General features: G+C 66.6%; 18 protein-coding genes and 1 riboswitch. Of the genes, 12 read left to right on the top strand and 6 right to left on the bottom strand.

What is annotated here, in order from left to right:
* Positions 1–224 precede the first annotated feature (224 nt).
* The 7 genes from M9978_RS00825 to M9978_RS00795 all read left to right on the top strand — a co-directional run bounded on the left by M9978_RS00825 (position 225) and on the right by M9978_RS00795 (position 6607).
* Complete coding sequence (locus M9978_RS00825) at positions 225–1199, top strand: alpha/beta hydrolase (RefSeq protein WP_254290893.1); 975 nt, start codon at positions 225–227, stop codon at positions 1197–1199.
* Complete coding sequence (locus M9978_RS00820) at positions 1196–1684, top strand: RNA pyrophosphohydrolase (protein ID WP_254290892.1); 489 nt, start codon at positions 1196–1198, stop codon at positions 1682–1684. The genes M9978_RS00825 and M9978_RS00820 overlap by 4 nt, the downstream gene beginning before the upstream one ends.
* A gap of 46 nt (positions 1685–1730) precedes the next feature.
* Positions 1731–2654, top strand: coding sequence for a DUF481 domain-containing protein (locus tag M9978_RS00815; protein ID WP_254290891.1), 924 nt, complete (start codon positions 1731–1733; stop codon positions 2652–2654).
* 217 nt (positions 2655–2871) lie between these two features.
* Positions 2872–4077 carry a hydrolase gene (locus M9978_RS00810; RefSeq protein WP_254290890.1) on the top strand — a complete coding sequence of 402 codons (1206 nt, stop codon included), beginning with the start codon at positions 2872–2874 and terminating at the stop codon, positions 4075–4077.
* The gene (locus M9978_RS00805) at positions 4074–5084 is read left to right on the top strand and encodes an arginine N-succinyltransferase (RefSeq protein ID WP_254290889.1); all 1011 of its coding nucleotides are present in this window, start codon (positions 4074–4076) and stop codon (positions 5082–5084) included. Before M9978_RS00810 ends, M9978_RS00805 begins: the two co-directional genes overlap by 4 nt.
* Positions 5071–6327: an N-succinylarginine dihydrolase gene (locus M9978_RS00800; RefSeq protein ID WP_254290888.1), complete on the top strand. Its 1257-nt coding sequence runs from the start codon at positions 5071–5073 to the stop codon at positions 6325–6327. The genes M9978_RS00805 and M9978_RS00800 overlap by 14 nt, the downstream gene beginning before the upstream one ends.
* A 64-nt stretch (positions 6328–6391) precedes the next feature.
* The gene (locus M9978_RS00795; protein WP_254290887.1) at positions 6392–6607 is read left to right on the top strand and encodes a hypothetical protein; all 216 of its coding nucleotides are present in this window, start codon (positions 6392–6394) and stop codon (positions 6605–6607) included.
* Positions 6608–6610: 3 nt separating this feature from the next.
* On the opposite strand, the gene M9978_RS00790 is transcribed toward M9978_RS00795, so the two are convergent.
* A complete protein-coding gene (locus tag M9978_RS00790) occupies positions 6611–7012 on the bottom strand; it encodes a hypothetical protein (RefSeq protein WP_254290886.1) in 402 nt (133 codons plus the stop codon).
* 373 nt (positions 7013–7385) lie between these two features.
* Between M9978_RS00790 and M9978_RS00785 the strand changes: the two genes are divergently transcribed.
* From M9978_RS00785 to M9978_RS00770, 4 genes are all read left to right on the top strand, one after another.
* Positions 7386–8750 (top strand): class II 3-deoxy-7-phosphoheptulonate synthase, encoded by a 1365-nt coding sequence (locus M9978_RS00785; protein WP_254291296.1) that lies wholly within the window; start codon positions 7386–7388, stop codon positions 8748–8750.
* 76 nt (positions 8751–8826) lie between these two features.
* Positions 8827–9234 (top strand): DUF350 domain-containing protein, encoded by a 408-nt coding sequence (locus M9978_RS00780; RefSeq protein ID WP_254290885.1) that lies wholly within the window; start codon positions 8827–8829, stop codon positions 9232–9234.
* A 21-nt stretch (positions 9235–9255) separates the two neighbouring features.
* Positions 9256–9666, top strand: a complete 411-nt coding sequence (locus M9978_RS00775; RefSeq protein ID WP_254290884.1) for a hypothetical protein — start codon at positions 9256–9258, stop codon at positions 9664–9666.
* Positions 9667–9700: 34 nt separating this feature from the next.
* Positions 9701–10846 carry a glutathionylspermidine synthase family protein gene (locus M9978_RS00770; RefSeq protein WP_254290883.1) on the top strand — a complete coding sequence of 382 codons (1146 nt, stop codon included), beginning with the start codon at positions 9701–9703 and terminating at the stop codon, positions 10844–10846.
* Between the two features lie 26 nt (positions 10847–10872).
* On the opposite strand, the gene M9978_RS00765 is transcribed toward M9978_RS00770, so the two are convergent.
* The 3 genes from M9978_RS00765 to M9978_RS00755 form a co-directional block, all read right to left on the bottom strand.
* Positions 10873–11499, bottom strand: coding sequence for a PilZ domain-containing protein (locus tag M9978_RS00765; RefSeq protein WP_254290882.1), 627 nt, complete (start codon positions 11497–11499; stop codon positions 10873–10875).
* Positions 11500–11652: 153 nt separating this feature from the next.
* The gene (locus tag M9978_RS00760) at positions 11653–12525 is read right to left on the bottom strand and encodes an ROK family protein (RefSeq protein ID WP_254290881.1); all 873 of its coding nucleotides are present in this window, start codon (positions 12523–12525) and stop codon (positions 11653–11655) included.
* A 9-nt stretch (positions 12526–12534) separates the two neighbouring features.
* On the bottom strand, positions 12535–13104 hold the full coding sequence (locus M9978_RS00755; RefSeq protein ID WP_254290880.1) for a TMEM165/GDT1 family protein: 570 nt from the start codon (positions 13102–13104) through the stop codon (positions 12535–12537).
* A 92-nt stretch (positions 13105–13196) separates the two neighbouring features.
* Positions 13197–13308: riboswitch (yybP-ykoY riboswitch) on the bottom strand.
* A gap of 90 nt (positions 13309–13398) precedes the next feature.
* Between M9978_RS00755 and M9978_RS00750 the strand changes: the two genes are divergently transcribed.
* On the top strand, positions 13399–14160 hold the full coding sequence (locus M9978_RS00750) for a class II aldolase/adducin family protein (protein WP_254290879.1): 762 nt from the start codon (positions 13399–13401) through the stop codon (positions 14158–14160).
* 7 nt (positions 14161–14167) lie between these two features.
* On the opposite strand, the gene M9978_RS00745 is transcribed toward M9978_RS00750, so the two are convergent.
* A complete protein-coding gene (locus M9978_RS00745) occupies positions 14168–16048 on the bottom strand; it encodes an acetyl/propionyl/methylcrotonyl-CoA carboxylase subunit alpha (protein ID WP_254290878.1) in 1881 nt (626 codons plus the stop codon).
* Between the two features lie 5 nt (positions 16049–16053).
* Positions 16054–17655, bottom strand: coding sequence for a carboxyl transferase domain-containing protein (locus tag M9978_RS00740; RefSeq protein ID WP_254290877.1), 1602 nt, complete (start codon positions 17653–17655; stop codon positions 16054–16056).
* Positions 17656–17673 lie beyond the last annotated feature (18 nt).

The raw sequence follows: 17673 nt of genomic DNA, 5'->3' as shown, positions 1-17673 counted from the left end.
TTCGCGGCGGATACCCGGAGCCGCGCGGCCTGCTGATTAGCGGGTCGCGGTCCGGGTGGTGATAATGGCCTGTTTTCGAAACATGGCGGCGCGCCTAGCAGCTTCGTTGCGCGCGGAACAGCGAAAATCTTCTTTCGTTGCAGTGAAGCTAGGATTGAGGGGCGCTGTGGACGCCGCGGCGGCGGCTCGCCTACAACGCTCGCAAGCCGATTGGAGACGATGCCTTGACCAATCCCTTCGTTCGCCCCGACGTCCGCGCATTTCTGGACATGGTCGCCGCGATGCCCCAGCCTGAATGGCCGCCGCAACCGGCTGTCTATCGCGCGCAGTATAATGCGATGAAGGATCTGGTCGATCTGCCCGTCGGCGACCTCGCTGAGATGCGCGACCTTGAAATCCCCGGCCCGGCGGGTGCGCTGCGCGCCCGCCTGTTCGACGCGCGTGCCCATCGTGAGCCGGGGCCGGCGGTGGTCTTCTTCCACGGCGGCGGCTTCGTCATCGGCGATATCGACACGCATGCCGGCGTCGCTGCGGAGATGGCGCGTCAGCTCGATCTGCCGGTGATCTCGGTCGACTATCGCCTTGCGCCCGAACACGCCTGGCCGGCCGCTTCGGACGATTGCGAAGCCGCCGCGCGCTGGGTCGCGTCCAGCCCCACCGAGCTTGGCCGCGCCGTCACTTCGCTTGCGCTCGCGGGCGACAGCGCGGGCGGCCAGCTCGCCGCCGTCGCCGCGCTCGACCTGCGCGACAGTCCCGCAAAGGTGCCGGTGATCGCGCAACTGCTGATCTACCCGGCGGCCGATATCGGCACCGGCTATCCCTCGTTGAAGACCTTCTCCGAAGGCTATGTCCTCACCGAAAAGGGCATGGACTGGTTCCGCGACTGCTACGCCGCCGACAGCAGCCACCCGCGCTGCTCGCCGATGCGGGCGGCGTCGCTCGCCGGTCTGCCCCCGGCGCTGGTGATCACCGCGAGCCTCGACCCGATCCGCGATCAGGGTCGCGCTTACGCTGCCGCGCTGATCGGCGCCGGCGTGCCGGTGATCTATCGCGAGGCGCAGGGCAACGTCCACGGCTTCATCACGCTGCGCAAGGGCATCCCGTCGAGCCAGGGCGATGTCGCTGGCATGCTCGCCGCGTTCAAGGATCTGCTGGTCGAGGCCGAGGGCAACCGCGTGATGATGCAGGCGGCGGCATGAGCCCGCACGCCCACCTTCCCTACCGCCCCTGCGCTGGCGTCATGCTGCTCAACGCGCACGGCGAGGTGTTCGTCGGCCAGCGGCTCGATTCGACGCTGGAGGCGTGGCAGATGCCGCAGGGCGGGATCGATCCGGGCGAGGACCCGCTCGACGCCGCCTATCGCGAGTTATGGGAAGAAACCGGCGTCGCGCGCGAGCATGTCGAGCTGGTTGCGCAGGCCGAGGAAGAGCTGGAATATGACCTGCCCGACGATCTGATCGGCAAGGTGTGGAAGGGCAAATGGCGAGGCCAGCGCCAGCGTTGGTTCCTGTTCCGCCTGACCGCCGGCGACGAGGCGATCGACATCGCCACCGCCGAGCCTGAATTCCGGGCCTGGCGCTGGATCGAACCGGCGGAGCTGCCGCACGTCATCGTGCCGTTCAAACGCGAGCTTTATGCCCGGCTGCTCGAGATATTTTCGGAGCCGCTTGGCATCGAAAGCTGACACAAGCTTCTCGATTTTGCCGCATTGCGTCATTAGTAGGATGATTATGCGCAAGACGATCTCGCTCCTCGCAGTGCCGCTGCTCGCCGCCATGCCTGTGCAGGCGCAGAGCGTGGACGCACCGATCCCGTCGGTTGAAACTTCGCTCGAAGTGCAAGCCATGCTCGACGCCGCGATGAAGGCGGGCGACGAGGGCGCGGTCAACGCGATCGTCAAATATGCCAAGGCCGCCGACAAGCAGCGCGCCGAAGCGTTCGAGAAGGCCGCGAGCGCGTGGAAGAAGGAACGGCGCGAGGCTGCCGAGCGCCGCATCCGCGAGGCGAGGTTCCTCGATCTGGTCAAGGGCCGCGCGGAAGTGGGCGGCTATTACACCACCGGCAATACCGAGCAGATCGGGCTGACCGGCGTGCTGGACCTCAAGCGCGAAGGCCTCGACTGGCGCCACAAGCTGCGGGTGCAGGCCGATTATCAGGAGAGCCTCGGCCGCACGGTACGCGAGCGTTACCTCGCCACCTACGAACCCAATTTCAAGGTCGACGACCGCGCCTATGTCTATGGTGCGGCGTTGTTCGAGAGCGACCGCTTCCTCGGCTTCGATGCGCGCGCATCGCTGTCGGCGGGGGCTGGCTATACGGCGGTGAAGACCCCCGCGCTCAAGATCGATGTCGAGCTCGGCCCGGCTTTCCGCCACACCGCCTTCACCGACGCCACCACCGAAAGCCAGCTGGCCGCCCGCGGCAAGCTCGATCTCGACTGGAAGCTGGGCGGCGGCGTCACCTTCAGCCAGGACGCCTCGGCCTATGTGCAGGAGGCGAACAGCACGATCACCGGCAAGACCGCGCTGCGCGCGCGACTGTTCGGTCCGTTCTCGGCGCAGATGTCCTATGCGGTGAATTACGAGAGCGCCCCGCCTGTGGGCCGCAAGACCACCGACACGACCAGCCGGGCCTCGCTGCTGATCGATTTTTGACGTGACGAAGCGGCACGACAGTTCGGCATGGACCGGCGGCGATCCGCCGAACCAACCAGAGCCGCGCTGGAGCCGCTACATTTTCGTCCTCGTCCCGTTGGCCGTGATCGTCATGCTGCTCCTGCCGCACGGTTGCCGTCCATTCTGATTCGGTAACATTCGATACTTTTGCGCGCCGGGGGTTCACCCGCCGCGCGTCACCCGATACACCCCTTACATGGGGCTGACCGCAACCGAGACCGCCGCGATCGAAGCAGCCCGCGCGGCACCGATGCTGGCGCAGGTCGAGCAATGGGTCGCGGTCAACAGCGGCACACGCAACCTTGCGGGCCTTGCGACGATGGCTGGCTTGCTCGCCGACGCCTTTGCGGTACTGCCCGGCGACCTCGCGCTGGTCGATCCAGCCCCGGTCGAGGCCGTCGACGGCGCCGGGCAGGTCCAACCCATCGCGCATGGCCGCCACCTTCACCTCGACGTCCGTCCGGATGCGCCGGTGCGGATGCTGTTCACCGGACATATGGACACGGTGTTTGCCGCCGATCACGCGTTCCAGACCGCAACCTGGCTGCCCGACGGCACGCTCAATGGCCCCGGCGCGGCGGACATGAAGGGCGGGATCGCGGTGATGCTGGCAGCGCTGCAAGCGATCGAGGCCAGCCCGGCGGCGGCGGATTTCGGCTATGAGGTGATTCTCAATTCCGACGAGGAAACCGGTTCGCTCGCCTCCGCCCCGCTGATCGCGAAAGCTGCGCAGGGCAAGGTCGCCGCGCTCACCTATGAGCCCGCCTTGCCCGACGGCACGCTTGCGGGCGCACGCGGCGGGACCGGCAATTTCTCGATCACCGTTCATGGCCGCAGCGCGCATGCCGGGCGCAATCCCGAGGACGGCCGCAACGCGATCGTCGCCGCTGCCGATCTCGCACTGCGCCTCGCCGCCGCCAGGGGTGACGGTCTGGCGGTGAACCCGGCGCGGATCGAAGGCGGCGGACCGAACAATGTCGTCCCTGATCTCGCCATCCTGCGCGTCAACTTCCGCCCCGCCTCGGCGCAAGCGATCGCCCGTGCCCGCGCCGCGCTCGAAACCGCGGTCGCCGAGGTCCGCGCGATCCATGACGTCCACATCCATGTCCATGGCGGCTTCAACCGCCCGCCCAAGCCGCTCGACCCCGCCGCCGAGCGCCTGTTCGGTCTCGTCAAGCAAGCCGGCGCCGATCTCGACATCGGCATCGCTTGGAAGGCCACCGGCGGCGTGTGCGATGGCAACAACATCGCCGCGTGCGGCGTCCCCGTGGTCGATACGATGGGCGTGCGCGGCGGCGCGATCCACAGCGCGGACGAATATCTGATTCCCGCAAGCCTGCTCGAGCGCGCCGCGCTCTCCGCCCTCACCATCCTGCGCATCGCCGAACGGGGCCGCCTATGACCTTCATCATCCGTCCCGCGCGTGAAGACGATCTCCAGCCGCTCTATGAGATGGCCAAGCTCACCGGCGGCGGCTTCACCAATCTCCCGCCCGAGAAACCGTCGCTGAAAGCCAAGATCGCGCGCAGCGTCGAGGCGTTCGCGCGGACCGATGACGCGCTCAAGGACGAGTTGTTCGTCTTCGTCCTTCAAAATCTCGACACCGGCGAAGTCCGCGGCACCTGCCAGATCTTCACTCAGGTCGGCCAGCGCTGGCCATTCTACAGCTATCGCATCGGCACCGTGACCAAGCATAGCGAAGCGCTCGACCGCACCTTTCGCGCCGAAATTCTCAGCCTCGTCAACGACCTTGAGGGCGCGACCGAGGTCGGCGGGCTGTTCCTCCACCCGGGCGAGCGCGCCGGGGGTCTGGGCATGCTGCTCGCGCGCAGCCGCTATCTGTTCATCGCGATGCACCGCGCGCGCTTCGCCGACCGCATCATCGCCGAACTGCGCGGGGTGATCGACGAGGCCGGCGGTTCGCCCTTCTGGGACGGTGTCGCGGGCCGCTTTTTCGGCATGAACTTCCAGCAGGCCGACGAGTTCAACGCGATCCACGGCAACCAGTTCATCGCCGACCTGATGCCCAAACATCCCATCTACACTGCGATGCTCGGCGAGCCGGTGCGCAGCGTGATCGGGCTGCCCCACCCCTCGGGCCGCGCGGCGATGCGGATGCTCGAGAATGAAGGGTTCGCGTTCGAGAATTATGTCGACATCTTCGACGGCGGCCCGACCATGACCGCACGGATCGATCAGGTGGTGACCGTGCGCGACTCGGTGACCGACACCGTCGCCGCCATCGCCGAGGGCGGTGCGCCGAGCATCGCGGCGTGCGGCACGCTCGGCGATTTCCGCGCCTGCCACGCCCGCATCGGTCACACCGACGGCGGCGTCACGATCGACGGCAAGGCCGCGGCGGCACTCGGCATCGAAGCCGGGCAGGACATCCGCCATGCCCCTCGTTGAGATCAATTTCGACGGGCTGATCGGGCCGAGCCACAATTATGCCGGCCTCAGTCCCGGCAACCTCGCCGCCACGCGCAACAGCGGCGCGGTATCGCAGCCGCGCGCGGCCGCGTTGCAGGGCATCGCCAAGACGCGCGCCAACCTCGCGCTCGGGCTGACGCAGGGAATCCTGCTGCCGCACCCCCGGCCCGACCATCGCTGGCTCGACAGCCTTGCCACCGACTATGCCAACGCCGCGCCGCATCTTCAGGCACAAGCGCTCTCCGCCTCTGCGATGTGGGCGGCCAACGCCGCGACCGTCTCCCCCGCCCCGGATACCGCCGACGGCCGCTGCCACCTCTCGGTCGCCAACCTCGTCACGATGCCGCACCGCAGCCACGAATGGCCGGACACGCTGGCACAGCTCCGCCTCGCCTTCGCGAACGATGCTTTCCGCGTCCACAGCCCCGCCCCCGCCCCGTTCGGCGATGAGGGCGCCGCCAACCACATGCGCCTCGCCACCACGCATGACGCGCCGGGCGTCGAGATCTTTGTCTATGGCCTATCCGGCGGCCCCTTCCCTGCGCGTCAGCATCGTGAGGCCAGCGAAGCCGTCGCCCGCCGCCACGGCCTCGACCCGGCGCGAACGCTGTTCGTCCAGCAGTCCGAAGCAGCAATCGCGGCCGGCGCATTCCACAACGATGTCGTCGCCGTCGCCAATGGCCGCGTGCTGTTCGCGCACGAACAAGCCTTCGCCGACAGGGATCGCTTCTACACCGACCTTCGCCGCCTGATGCCCGAGGTCGAGATCGTCGAAGTGCCCGCCGCGCTGGTCAGCCTCGCCGATGCAATCGCTTCCTACCTGTTCAACGCCCAGCTCGTCACGATACCCTCGGGCGAGACCGCGCTGATCCTGCCCACCGAAGCGCGGGACACGCCGTCGGTCTGGACCTGGCTGCAAGCGCATGTCGCGGGCAACGGCCCGATCCGTCATCTCGAGGTGGTCGATGTGCGCCAGTCAATGGCCAATGGCGGCGGCCCGGCCTGTTTGCGCCTGCGCGTCGTCGCCGATCCCGACACGGTCGACCGCCGCTTCCTGGTGGACGAGGCCCGGCTCGACCTGGTCGTCGGCGTCGTCGAACAGCATTGGCCCGAAACCATCGCGCAGGACGAAATCGGCGACCCAGCCCTCATCCGCCGGATCGAGACTGCGCGATCGGCCCTTCTCGAAGCGCTCGGCATTGTCGAATTAATTGACAGGTAACCATATCCGTTAACGCGGACCCCGCCTTTTCCGCCACTGGCCCGGCTCTTGCGTTAAGATGCGCATGTTCTCGCGGGTCAAACGCCTCTTCACGATCAAGACGCGGTTCGAGGCGTTCATGGTGATCTACGCGCTCGGCGTCGGCTCGGTCGATCGCGGCATCCATTACCTCGACCAATATCCCGGCTTCGGCGGCTGGCTGCTGTTCGCGGCCTGCCCCGTCGCGGTGTTCATGGCCGGCGCGCGGATACTCGACTCGCTCGACGCCGGGATCGAATAGACTTTAGGGGATATTGGACTCGCGCGCCTTTTGCGCCTTCCGCTCCGCCGCCCATTGCTGGATCGCCTGCAGCGTGCAGCCGCTCGCGCCATAGCTGCCGACCGGCGAGCAGCTGCCCGGCATGCCGACGCGGTTGACCTCGTCGATCAGCTCGGCGCGGCGCACCCAGCTCGTGCCTTCTGGCCCGGGCGTGCGCTCGCGCAGATTCTTGGGAATGCGATAGGGCGAGTCCCCGGCATTGGCGCACACCACGATCTCGTCTGGGCTTTCCGCCTTGGGGCATTGCTGGTCGCCATAGAGCAGCACGCTGCGCACCCGTTGCGGCTGTGTGCTCTGCGCTTCCTCCTCCTGCGCCAGTACGGGCGTGGCGACGGCGAACGCTGCAAGCAACAACAAGCGGGTCATGCGATACTCCTTCACACACCGGCATTCCGGCCCCACGCATTTAGGGAAGATGAATGGCGAGATCATGGCTTCGCCCGTTCGAGGACCATTTACCCCGTAGGGGTGAATTTAGCACTTGCATCTATTTACCCCGCGGGGGTAATGCGCCCGCATCATGACGACTCTCGCTGGTTCAAAGATCCGCCGCTTCCGTGAGGAACGCTCGCTTTCCCGCGCCGCCTTCGGCGCTTGGTTCGACACGCCCGGCTCGACCGTGCAGGGCTGGGAAGAGGACGGCAAGCGCGCCTCACCCGCCGTTCTCAACCAGATCGCCGCCAACGGCATCGCGCATCATCAGGACTGGTACGTCCATGTCCGCAATCTGGAGCAGGCCATGGACTGGACCCCTTCGAGCTGGACGTCGGCCAATGCGGTCCAGATGCCCGATTACCCCGATGCCGCTGCGCTGAACGCCGCCACCGACACGCTCGCCAGCTTCCCGCCGCTGGTCTTCGCCGGCGAGGCCCGCGCGCTGACGCAGGAACTGGCCAAGGTCGCGCGTGGCGAGGCGTTCCTTTTGCAGGGCGGTGATTGCGCCGAAAGCTTCGCCGAGCACAGTGCCAACAACATCCGGGACACCTTCCGCGTACTGCTGCAGATGGCGGTCGTGCTGACCTTCGCCTCGAAGCTGCCGACGGTGAAGGTCGGGCGCATGGCCGGCCAGTTCGCCAAGCCGCGCTCGGCCGGGACCGAGACGATCGATGGCGTCGAGCTGCCCAGCTACCGCGGCGACATCGTCAACGACATCGCCTTCACCCCCGAAGCGCGCATCCCCGATCCGCAACGGCTGCTGCGCGCCTACAGCCAGTCGGCGGCGACGCTCAACCTGCTGCGCTCGTTCGCGCAGGGCGGCTATGCGAACCTGCATCAGGTCCACAAATGGACGCTCGACTTCATGGGGCGCAGCCCGTGGGCGGACAAGTTCGCCAATGTCGCCGACCGCATCGGCGAGGCGCTCGACTTCATGGAGGCGTGCGGGATCAACCCCGACACCGTGCCGCAGCTCAAGCGCACCGACTTCTACACCAGCCATGAGGCGCTGCTGCTCCCCTATGAGCAGGCGCTGACGCGGCAGGACAGCCTGACCGGCGATTGGTACGACACCAGCGCGCACATGCTGTGGATCGGCGACCGCACGCGGTTCGAGGGATCGGCGCATGTCGAGTTCCTGCGCGGCATCGGCAACCCGATCGGCATGAAGTGCGGCCCGACGCTCGAGCCCGACGCGCTGCTCAAGCTGCTCGACACGCTCAACCCGGGCCGCACGCCGGGGCGGATCACGCTGATCACCCGCTATGGCCATGACAAGATCGAGGACGGCCTGCCCAAGCTCGTTCGCGCGGTGAAGCGCGAGGGACATCCCGTGGTGTGGAGCTGCGACCCGATGCACGGCAACGTCGTCAAGGCCGCCAATGGCTACAAGACGCGCCCGTTCGAGCGCATCCTGGCCGAGGTCCGCGGCTTCTTCGCCGTCCACCGCGCGGAGGGCACGCATGCCGGCGGCATCCATGCCGAGATGACCGGACAGAACGTCACCGAATGCACTGGCGGCATGATCGACATCGGCGAGCACGACCTTGCCGACCGCTACCACACGCATTGCGACCCGCGGCTCAACGCGGGCCAGAGCCTCGAGCTCGCCTTCCTGCTGGCCGAGATGCTCAACGACGAGATGGCGGAGCGGCGCAAGGCGGCGTGATGTCTCTTGCGCGCGGCTAAGCGCTTGATACACCTTCCCGTGTCGCGGCTGCCGTCGCGTAACGGGAGGGGGTTCCATGTTTCAGATTTTCCTCGAGACGCTGCCGCATTTCCTGGCCTATTTCGGCTGCGCGGTCGGGTTGGCGATCGGTTTTCTCGTCCTTTACGTGATGATCACGCCGCACCGCGAGTTCGCGCTGATCCGTGAGGGCAACGCTGCCGCCGCAACCCAGCTCACCGGCACCTTTCTCGGCTTCGCGATTCCTGTCGCGGTGGTGATCGGCAATTCGGTCAGCATTCCGGACATGTTGTTGTGGGGCGCGGTCGCCGCGATCGTCCAGCTGGTGGTGTTCTTCGTCATCGCACGATTGGTGTTCAGGACGATCTCCGACCGCATCACCGAAAAATGCGTCGCATCCGGCATCTTCGTCGGCGGCATGGGCCTGGGCATCGGCGTGCTCCAGGCCGCGTGCATGGTCCCCTGAGCCGAGCGAAGGGAAACCGACATGCGCAAGCAACTCACCATGACCACCGCGATGGCCGCGGCGCTCGCATCCCTGCCCGGCTGCTCGCCGGGCAGCGACTGGAACGGCGACACCTATGCCGATGGCGACACCGCGATCTGCGTCGACCAGAACGGCAACCGCATCGATGAGGATCGCTGCGACAAGCGCAGCTATTACAGCGGCGGCGGCTATGGCGGCTATTACTGGTTCTACCTCGGGCGCCGCTCGATGATCCCCTATTATGGCGAGTCCATTCGCGACGCGCGTTACGCGAAATACGGCTCGTACCGCCCGGCCGCCGGCGCCAGCTATGCCAGCGCGCCGATGCACACCCGCATGGCGCGCTCGGCGGCAGTGTCGCGAGGCGGCCTCGGATCGAGCGGGCGGAGCTTTGGCGGCGGCCGCTCCTGATGGAGCGGCAAGTCTTTTATAGCGGACGCCGCTGATGCAGCGCCACGATGTCGCCCCGCGCGAAAACTGGCAGGAAGCGGTCGAGGCGCAGGGGCTGATCTGGCACAGCGATGCCGACGGCCCCTATTGGGACGAGAGCGCCTGTTATTCGTTCACGATGGACGAGATCGACCGAATCGAGACCGCGACCGAGACCGTCCACGAGCTGTTCCTCGAAGCCGGCGACTATATCGTCAAGGACGCCGAGATCCTCGAACAGTTCGGCATCCCGAGCTATTGCCACAGGGCCATCCGCACCGCGTGGAAGCACGAGCCGCCCGCGCTGAACTATGGCCGGTTCGATTTCGGCTACAACGGTGACGGCGACCCCAAGCTGTTCGAGTTCAACTGCGACACGCCGACCTCGATGCTCGAATGCGCGGTGGTGCAATGGGACTGGAAGGAAGCCGTCTTTCCGCAGGACGACCAGTTCAACAGCCTGCACGAAAAGCTGATCGGTCAATGGGCCGCGATCCGCTCGCGCCTGCCCGGCCAGCATGTCTGGTTCACCCATGTCGCCGACGCGGCGCATGAGGACACAATCACCACCACCTATATGCGCGATCTCGCGCAGCAAGCGGGGCTGACGACGCATGCCGTGGTGATCGACGATATCGGGATCGACGAGGACGGCCGCATCCTCGACCACCAAAACCAGTTGATCAGCGCGATCTTCAAACTCTATCCATGGGAATGGATCGTCCGCGAAAGCTATGGCGAGGATATCGTCCGCCATCTCGACGACACCGCCTGGATCGAGCCGATCTGGAAGATGCTGTGGAGCAACAAGGCGATCCTGCAGGTGCTATGGGCGATGTTCCCCGGCCACCCGAACCTGCTCGCCGCGTCGGTCGTCAAGGACCGCATCGGCGAAAGCTATGTCGCCAAGCCGTTCCTCGCGCGTGAAGGCGCCAACATCGAGGTCGTCCGCCACGGCGAGACGCTCGCCCGTTCGGCGGGCGACTATCGCGAGGGCCTGACCATGTATCAGGAACTCTATCCGATGCGCGATTTCGGCAAGGGCTATCCGGTGATCGGCAGCTGGATCGTCGATGGCGCTGCGGCGGGCATGGGCATTCGCGAGGACGGGCTGATCACCGGCAACCGCGCGCGCTTCGTGCCGCATGTGATCCGGGGCTGAAGCGCTCCCGCCTCAGCATCCCCGTTTCATGCCGCCGCGGCGCCCGAAGCCGCCGGCCCGGTCCATTTGGCGAGATCGGCAATCGACAGCGCGCGAACGAAGATCAATCCGGCCTGGCCATTGCGCATCCATCGCACATGGGCGTGCAGCGAAACCGAACGCTCTACGCACAGCTCGACCGCGACGCCTTGCTCGATGATGATTTCGGCCTCCACCTTCGCGCCGCCTTGCGACAGATCGAGGATCTGGACCGGATACCAGTCCCGCCCGATCCGCAACTGTCCCTGAAATCCGGCCGAGACTCGTGGCCTACGCGGCACCTGCCCCGAGGGCAGCGGGCGCGCCGTCCGGAGATAGGATTCGACGTCGATCGGATCGTCGAAGGCGATGCCGGCATGCTTGTCTTTCACCCAGCAGACCGTGCCCTTCAGGGGCGCGCAGACCTTGGGTTCGATATGAAGCCGCGTGCCCGTTTCGACCGGCACCGGCGTCTCCAGCATCACGCCGCCCGGCCCGATATTGCGGATCAGGCACAAATGTTCGCTGCCCGCATCGGTCTCGACGCGCGCCACCTGAAACACCGTGGTAAATCGATTACCGGAACGGCGATCCTCGTTCGCCTGACCGGCCACGTCCTTCTTCTTTCTCTGCACGGGCATCCCCCGCGAGCACCCAGAAACTGGAACCGCGTGTGCTCACCGCAGCCGTTCCAGCCCACCCCGAGCCTCCTTTATGGGAACTCCTGCTACCAACGCCTTGAAAAGTGCACTTAATATTAAGTTAGAATTCGCCGATCCGGGTCGATTTCACACCGCTTTGGCGGCAGTCCGGGCGAGCAGCAATGCGCCCTCGAGCCCGGCATGTTCGAGCTTGGGCGCGGCGACAAACCCAGCAGCTTGCGCCGCCGCGCCGACGCCATAGCCGCCCAGCGCCGCCGTCATCCGGACCGCCGCGGCTTCGCGCAGCCCCCGCACGCCGAGCACGCCGCCGCCCGCGACGATGCGGTGCGGCGACCATGCCAGCACGATCGTCGCGAACAACTGGCCGACATAGTCGGCAACAGCGGCGAAATCGGCCGGCGAATCCTCGAGCTTGCGACCCTGTAGCCGCGCCTGCACACCCGGTCCGGCAGCCATTCCTTCGGCGCAGCTCGCGTGGAACGGGCAGCCGCTGCGCGTCTCGTCACCGGCCAGCCGGAGCACCGGCACATGCCCCATCTCCGGATGCAGTGCCCCCACCAATGTCCGCCCCTCGCGCGCCAGTCCGGCGCCGATCCCGGTGCCGATCGTGACATAGGCGACGCTCGCGCAGCCCTGCCCCGCACCATGCCGCTGCTCGGCGACCGCGGCGAGGTTCACATCGGTATCGACCGCCGCCGGTGCGCCCAGCCGCTCGCTCAACAGCTTGCGCAAGTTCGCGCCGGTCCAGCCCGGCTTGGGTGTCGCCAGCACTTCGCCATAATTCGCCGCCGCCGGGTCGACCACGATCGGCCCGAACGCCGCGATGCCGATTCCGGCAACCGGCACGGCCCCGGCAAAAGCGACCAGCGCCGCCTCCGCCGACGCGGGCGTGGTGGTCGGCCACCGTTCTTCCGCCACCACGGCATCGCCGCGCACCAGCCGCGCGAGCAATTTGGTGCCGCCGGTCTCGACCGCTAGAAAATGGGATTCGCTGCTCATCGCTGTTGCTTAGCCACGCAATATCGTCTGCGCGAGGACCCATAGCCCGATCGCAAGGAACAACAGCGCCGCGGCAAAGCGCACGGCTTTCATCGGCACGCGCTTCACCAATTCGTTGCCCAGCAGCACGGCAGGAACATTGGCGATCATCATGCCCAACGTCGTTCCCGCCGTCACCCAGCCGACCTCGGCAAAGCGCGCGCCCAGCGCCACCGTCGCGACCTGTGTCTTGTCGCCCATCTCGACCAGAAAGAACGCGACGGTCGTCGTGACGAACGCGCCGAACCGCGCCGGCTTGTCTTCCAGATCGTCGAGCTTGTCGGGAACCAGCGTCCACAGCGCCATCGCGATGAACGACGCGGCAATCGCGTAGCGGAACCACGTCCCTTCGAGGATCGTGGCCGCTTGCTGCCCGACCAGCGCGGCCAGGAAATGATTGGCCAGCGTCGCCACAAGGATGCCGAGGATGATCGGCAGCGGCCGCTTGAACCGCGTCGCCAGCAGGATCGCGAGCAACTGCGTCTTGTCACCGATTTCGGCGAGCGCGACAACGGCGGTGGAGGTGAGCAGGGCTTCCAAGAAACGTCTCCGGGCCGGGCAGGTTCGAACGCAATGACACCATGCCCCCCCGCCCGGCCTGAGCGGAAAGCATGGCGCCATTGGTCTCGCCCGGACGAACACCGGCTCGCGGTATCGTCCCCTTCGCACCATGGCCTCTCGACCAAGTATGTTGACGCGAAGGCCCGTCTCGCGACGGCTGGCTACTCCCCAGATGACTGACGTGGCCCCTAGCTGCCCGCCGCGGCCAAGGCAAGTTGCTCCGCGCGCCCGGCTCATGGCATACATACCGCAACCACGAAAACGGAGAGGGTCATGGCCACCGCGAGTCTCGACAAGCCGCAGATCACCGAAGCCGAATGGGAGGCCCGCCAGCAACTCGCCGCCTGCTATCGCGTGTTCGACATGCTCGGCTGGTCGGAGATGATCTACAACCACATCACGCTGAAGATCCCGGGCGAGGAAGGCGCGTTCCTGATCAATCCGTTCGGGCTGCACTTCAGCGAGGTGAAGGCGTCGAACCTCGTCAAGATCGACATCGACGGCAACAAGCTCGACGACAGCCCCTACCCCGTCAACCGCGCCGGCTTCGTCCAGCATGCGCTGTTCCACCGCCATCTGCCCGACGCGCATTGCATCATGCACACGCACACCACGGCGGGCATGGCGGTCAGCAGCGTCGAGGGCGGCCTAAGGCCCACCAATTTCTACGCCTGCAACTTCGCTGGCCAGATCGCGTATCATGATTTCGAGGGCGTGACCGTGCGCGACGAAGAGGGCGCGCGGCTGCTGGCGAATTTGGGCAGCAAGCGCGTGATGCTGCTGCGCAACCACGGCATCCTCGTCATGGGCCGCACCCTGCCCGAGGCGTTCATCAAGCATTGGTCGTTGCAGCGCGCCTGCGAGATCCAGGTCGCCACCGCCAGCATGGGCACGCCGCTCACCGTCTCGGACGAGGTTGTCGCGGTGCATCAGCGCGACCTGCACATGGCACAGGTCCCCGGCGGCCCCGGCGCCGCCGACTTCGCCGCGATGGTGCGGCTGGTCGACCGGACCGACAAGAGCTGGCGGGAATGAGCGCCCGCTAGTCCGCCTTGCTGACCTTCACCAGCAGCGTATCGACCTGCACCTGCGCGCCGGCGACGGCGTTGAGCGTTTCGACAACGCCGTCGAACGGCGCGGTCAGCGCCTGCTCCATCTTCATCGCTTCGAGCACCAGCAGTTTCTGACCGGCTGTCACCGCCTGTCCTTCGCTCACCTCGACCGAGACGATCCGGCCCGGCATCGGCGAGAGGATCGAGCCGTCGCCGGTCGCACCACCGGGGCCGCCCTCGGTGCGGTCGGGGGTGACTCGGAAGGTCGCGCCGCCATGCACGAGCAGCGCATCGCCCTCGCGGCGATATTGCTGGAAGTGTGACTGGATCGGGCCGCGGTCGATCTCGAACGTCACCCGCTCGCCGCTGACATTGACCGCGCGCTCGGTCGCGGGCGTGCGATTGAGGCGGAAGCCTTCGAGCCCGGTGGTGATCAGCAGCGTGTCGGCGCGCGGGTCCTGTTCGAGGAAGTAGAGCGCGTGCGTCAGATCGGCCGCACCCGGCAGCGGATCGATCGTCAGCGCCTCGCCGCGCCGCTCGATCAGCCCGGTGTCGAGCTGCGCGCGCCGGAAATCGGCGTCGTCGAGCAGCCGGAACAGGAAGCCGGCGTTGGTGCGCACTGGCCACACGGTGAGATGGCTCAAATCCGCGCGTAGCAGTGCGATGGCATCGTCGCGCGTCTCGCCATGCACGATCAGCTTGGCGATCATCGGGTCGTAATAGGGCGAGATCACCGACCCTGCCTCGACGCCGGTATCGACGCGCGAATTGGTCGGGAAATCGAGTATTTCGAGCTTTCCGGTCGAGGGCAGGAAGCCGCGCGCGGGGTCCTCGGCATACAACCGCGCCTCGATCGCGTGGCCAGTGATCGACAGCTGATCCTGGCGCAGCGGGATCGGTTCGCCCGACGCGACGCGCAACTGCCATTCGACCAGATCCACGCCGGTAATCGCCTCGGTCACCGGATGCTCGACCTGGAGCCGCGTGTTCATCTCCATGAACCAGATGCGGTCGCCGTGCAGGCCCGCGCTGGCGTCGGCGATGAACTCGACCGTGCCTGCGCCGACATAGTTCACCGCCTTCGCCGCCTTGACCGCCGCGTCGCACACTGCTGCGCGTGCCGCCTCGCTCATGCCGGGCGCGGGCGCTTCCTCGATCACCTTCTGATGGCGGCGCTGCATCGAACAGTCGCGCTCGAACAGGTGGACGACATTGCCATGCCGGTCGCCGAAGATCTGAACCTCGATATGGCGCGGCGAGAGGATGTATTTCTCGATCAGCACCTGCGTGTTGCCAAACGAAGAAGCCGCTTCGCGCTGGCACGATTGCAGCGCATCGGCAAAATGCTGCGCAGCATCGACGCGCCGCATGCCCTTGCCGCCGCCGCCCGCGACCGCCTTGATCAGCACCGGATAGCCGATCGCATCGGCTTCGGCCTGGAGGCGTTCTGGGGACTGGTCCTCACCAAGATAGCCGGGCGTGACCGGGACGTTGGCGGCGATCATCCGCTCCTTGGCCGCGTCCTTGAGGCCCATGGCGGTGATGCTGTCGGGGTTGGGGCCGACCCAGATCAGCCCCGCATCGATCACCGCCTGTGCGAACTCGGCATTTTCGGAGAGGAAGCCATAGCCGGGGTGAATCGCCTCGGCCCCGGTCTCCTTCGCGGCGGCGATGATGCGCTCGCCGATCAGATAGGATTCGCGCGCCTGCGAGCCGCCGATATGCACTGCCTGATCGGCGGCACGGACGTGCATCGCCTTGGCGTCGGCGTCCGAATAGACCGCAACGGTGCGGATGCCGAGCTGCCGCGCCGTGCGGATGATCCGGCAGGCGATCTCGCCGCGATTGGCGATGAGGAGGGAGTTGATCATGGCCATCACATCCGGAACACGCCGAAGCGCGGTGTCTCTGCTATCGGCGCGTTCAACGTCGCCGCGAAGGCCAGTCCCAGCACGTCGCGGGTCTGCGCCGGGTCGATGATGCCATCGTCCCACAGCCGCGCCGTGGCGTGCCAGGGGTTGCCTTCGTCCTCGTACTTCTGACGGATCGGCGCCTTGAACGCCTCGGCATCCTCCGGCGACCATTTGTCGGCATCGCGATGGACCGTCGCCAGCACCGACGCGGCCTGCTCGCCGCCCATCACGCTGATCCGCGAGTTGGGCCACGAAAACAGGAAGCGTGGGCTGTAAGCCCGCCCGCACATGCCGTAATTGCCCGCGCCGAAGCTGCCGCCGATCAGCACGGTGATCTTCGGCACACTCGCCGTGGCCACCGCGGTCACCAGCTTGGCGCCATGCTTGGCGATGCCCTCAGCCTCGTATTTGCCGCCGACCATGAAGCCGGAGATGTTCTGGAGGAACAGCAGCGGGATGCGGCGCTGGCAGGCGAGCTCGATGAAGTGCGCGCCCTTGACCGCGCTCTCGCTGAACAGCACGCCGTTGTTCGCGAGGATCGCGACCGGGATGCCCCAGATATGCGCGAAGCCGCACACCAGCGTGGAACCATAGAGCGCCTTGAACTCGTGAAATTCGCTACCATCGACGATCCGCGCGATCACCTCATGCACGTCATAGGGCGCGCGCACGTCGGTCGGGACGATGCCGTAAAGGTCTTCGGCGTCGAACTTCGGCGCGATCGGGTCGATGATCGGGACGTCGGGCTTCCGGTCGCGCGGCAGGTGCGACACGATGTCGCGCACGATCGTCAGCGCGTGCGCGTCATTCTCCGCGACATGATCGACCACGCCCGACTTGCGCCCGTGCAGGTCGCCACCGCCCAGATCCTCGGCAGTGATCTCCTCGCCCGTCGCGGCCTTCACCAGCGGCGGGCCGGCAAGGAAGATCGTGCCCTGATTGCGCACGATAACTGTCTCGTCGGACATGGCGGGCACATAGGCGCCGCCCGCGGTGCAGCTGCCCATCACGCAGGCGATCTGCGGGATGCCCTTGGCCGACATGTTCGCCTGATTGAAGAAGATGCGGCCGAAATGCTCCTTGTCGGGGAACACCTCAGCCTGATGCGGCAGGTTGGCGCCACCGCTATCGACCAGATAGATGCACGGCAGCCGGTTCGCCTCGGCAATCTCCTGCGCGCGCAGATGCTTCTTGACGGTCATCGGATAGTAGGTGCCGCCCTTCACCGTGGCGTCGTTGCACAGGATCATCACCTGGCGGCCCGATACGCGGCCGATCCCTGCGATCACACCCGCGCCAGGGACCTCGCCGTCATACATGTCGCACGCGACGAGCTGGCCGATCTCGAGGAACGGCGCGCCCGGATCGAGCAGCCGCTCGACGCGCTCGCGCGGCAGCAGCTTGCCGCGCGACGTGTGGCGCTCGCGGCTCTTCTCGTTGCCGCCCAGCGCCGCCTGCGCGACATCGGCGTGGAGCCGCTCGACCAGCGCGCGATTGTGCGCAGCATTGGCCTGAAACCCCGCGTCCTCCGCGTTCAGCGCGGACTTGAGCACCGGACCGCTCATCTTGCCTCTCCCGTCCCG

It is taken from the genome of Sphingomonas tagetis, from assembly GCF_024211275.1.
Classification (GTDB): domain Bacteria; phylum Pseudomonadota; class Alphaproteobacteria; order Sphingomonadales; family Sphingomonadaceae; genus Sphingomonas; species Sphingomonas tagetis.
This window is presented reverse-complemented; position numbering and strand designations above follow the sequence as displayed.

Bases quoted from the DNA above. Each gene is read 5' to 3' on its own strand.
- M9978_RS00820 (WP_254290892.1), top strand. From the start codon at position 1,196: ATGAGCCCGCACGCCCACCTTCCCTACCGCCCCTGCGCTGGCGTCATG.
- M9978_RS00815 (WP_254290891.1), top strand. From the start codon at position 1,731: ATGCGCAAGACGATCTCGCTCCTCGCAGTGCCGCTGCTCGCCGCCATG.
- M9978_RS00810 (WP_254290890.1), top strand. From the start codon at position 2,872: ATGGGGCTGACCGCAACCGAGACCGCCGCGATCGAAGCAGCCCGCGCG.
- M9978_RS00805 (WP_254290889.1), top strand. From the start codon at position 4,074: ATGACCTTCATCATCCGTCCCGCGCGTGAAGACGATCTCCAGCCGCTC.
- M9978_RS00800 (WP_254290888.1), top strand. From the start codon at position 5,071: ATGCCCCTCGTTGAGATCAATTTCGACGGGCTGATCGGGCCGAGCCAC.
- M9978_RS00795 (WP_254290887.1), top strand. From the start codon at position 6,392: ATGTTCTCGCGGGTCAAACGCCTCTTCACGATCAAGACGCGGTTCGAG.
- M9978_RS00790 (WP_254290886.1), bottom strand. From the start codon at position 7,012: ATGACCCGCTTGTTGTTGCTTGCAGCGTTCGCCGTCGCCACGCCCGTA.
- M9978_RS00785 (WP_254291296.1), top strand. From the start codon at position 7,386: ATGGACTGGACCCCTTCGAGCTGGACGTCGGCCAATGCGGTCCAGATG.
- M9978_RS00780 (WP_254290885.1), top strand. From the start codon at position 8,827: ATGTTTCAGATTTTCCTCGAGACGCTGCCGCATTTCCTGGCCTATTTC.
- M9978_RS00775 (WP_254290884.1), top strand. From the start codon at position 9,256: ATGCGCAAGCAACTCACCATGACCACCGCGATGGCCGCGGCGCTCGCA.
- M9978_RS00770 (WP_254290883.1), top strand. From the start codon at position 9,701: ATGCAGCGCCACGATGTCGCCCCGCGCGAAAACTGGCAGGAAGCGGTC.
- M9978_RS00760 (WP_254290881.1), bottom strand. From the start codon at position 12,525: ATGAGCAGCGAATCCCATTTTCTAGCGGTCGAGACCGGCGGCACCAAA.
- M9978_RS00750 (WP_254290879.1), top strand. From the start codon at position 13,399: ATGGCCACCGCGAGTCTCGACAAGCCGCAGATCACCGAAGCCGAATGG.
- M9978_RS00745 (WP_254290878.1), bottom strand. From the start codon at position 16,048: ATGATCAACTCCCTCCTCATCGCCAATCGCGGCGAGATCGCCTGCCGG.
- M9978_RS00740 (WP_254290877.1), bottom strand. From the start codon at position 17,655: ATGAGCGGTCCGGTGCTCAAGTCCGCGCTGAACGCGGAGGACGCGGGG.